Consider the following 534-nt stretch of genomic DNA (forward strand, 5'->3'; position numbering starts at 1 on the left):
GTTCACAGTGAAAACCGCGACGTCTTCTTTTCTCAGCCGGGTAACCAGGTTGGTTAACATATCCCGGTGGGAGAAGTTGTGGCTCATCCGGTTGAAAAACCGGTTGGTGTCGTGGTCCTGGTTGAAGTGTAATTCTTCCAGGGCAACCTGGGTAACGCCGGCGGCGATCAGCCAGCCGGCGATGTCCCGGCACAGGTCGCCGATGATCCAATCCCGCTTTCCGGCTTTTACGGTCGGCAAATCGGGGCAATGAAATACCCGTGATGTTTTGAAATTGCCGTCTGGCGATACGATGGTGACAGAAATGTTCTGCGGATTCAGGTCAATGCCGGCCATTGCCCGGGAATAATCCACCTGCTTTTCGTCACCCAGGGCGAATGAGATGTGGGCGAAAAATCTTCCGTCTTTCCTCAACACCTGCACAGTATAGGCGTTGCCGGATGACAGATGATTCAGCAAGCGATTTTCGTATGCCGGCGGTATGGTCATCGGTATGGCCAGCCAGTCATTTACCCGGCGGGGGATGCCCCGTCC

General features: G+C 54.9%; 1 protein-coding gene. It reads right to left on the reverse strand.

The features are described 5' to 3' along the window. The coding region (locus A6M21_RS18750) for a hypothetical protein (protein ID WP_201721854.1) at nt 1-534 on the reverse strand (534 nt) is incomplete at both ends.

Source organism: Desulfotomaculum copahuensis, from assembly GCF_001655685.1.
Lineage (GTDB): Bacteria > Bacillota > Desulfotomaculia > Desulfotomaculales > Desulfovirgulaceae > Desulfotomaculum_G > Desulfotomaculum_G copahuensis.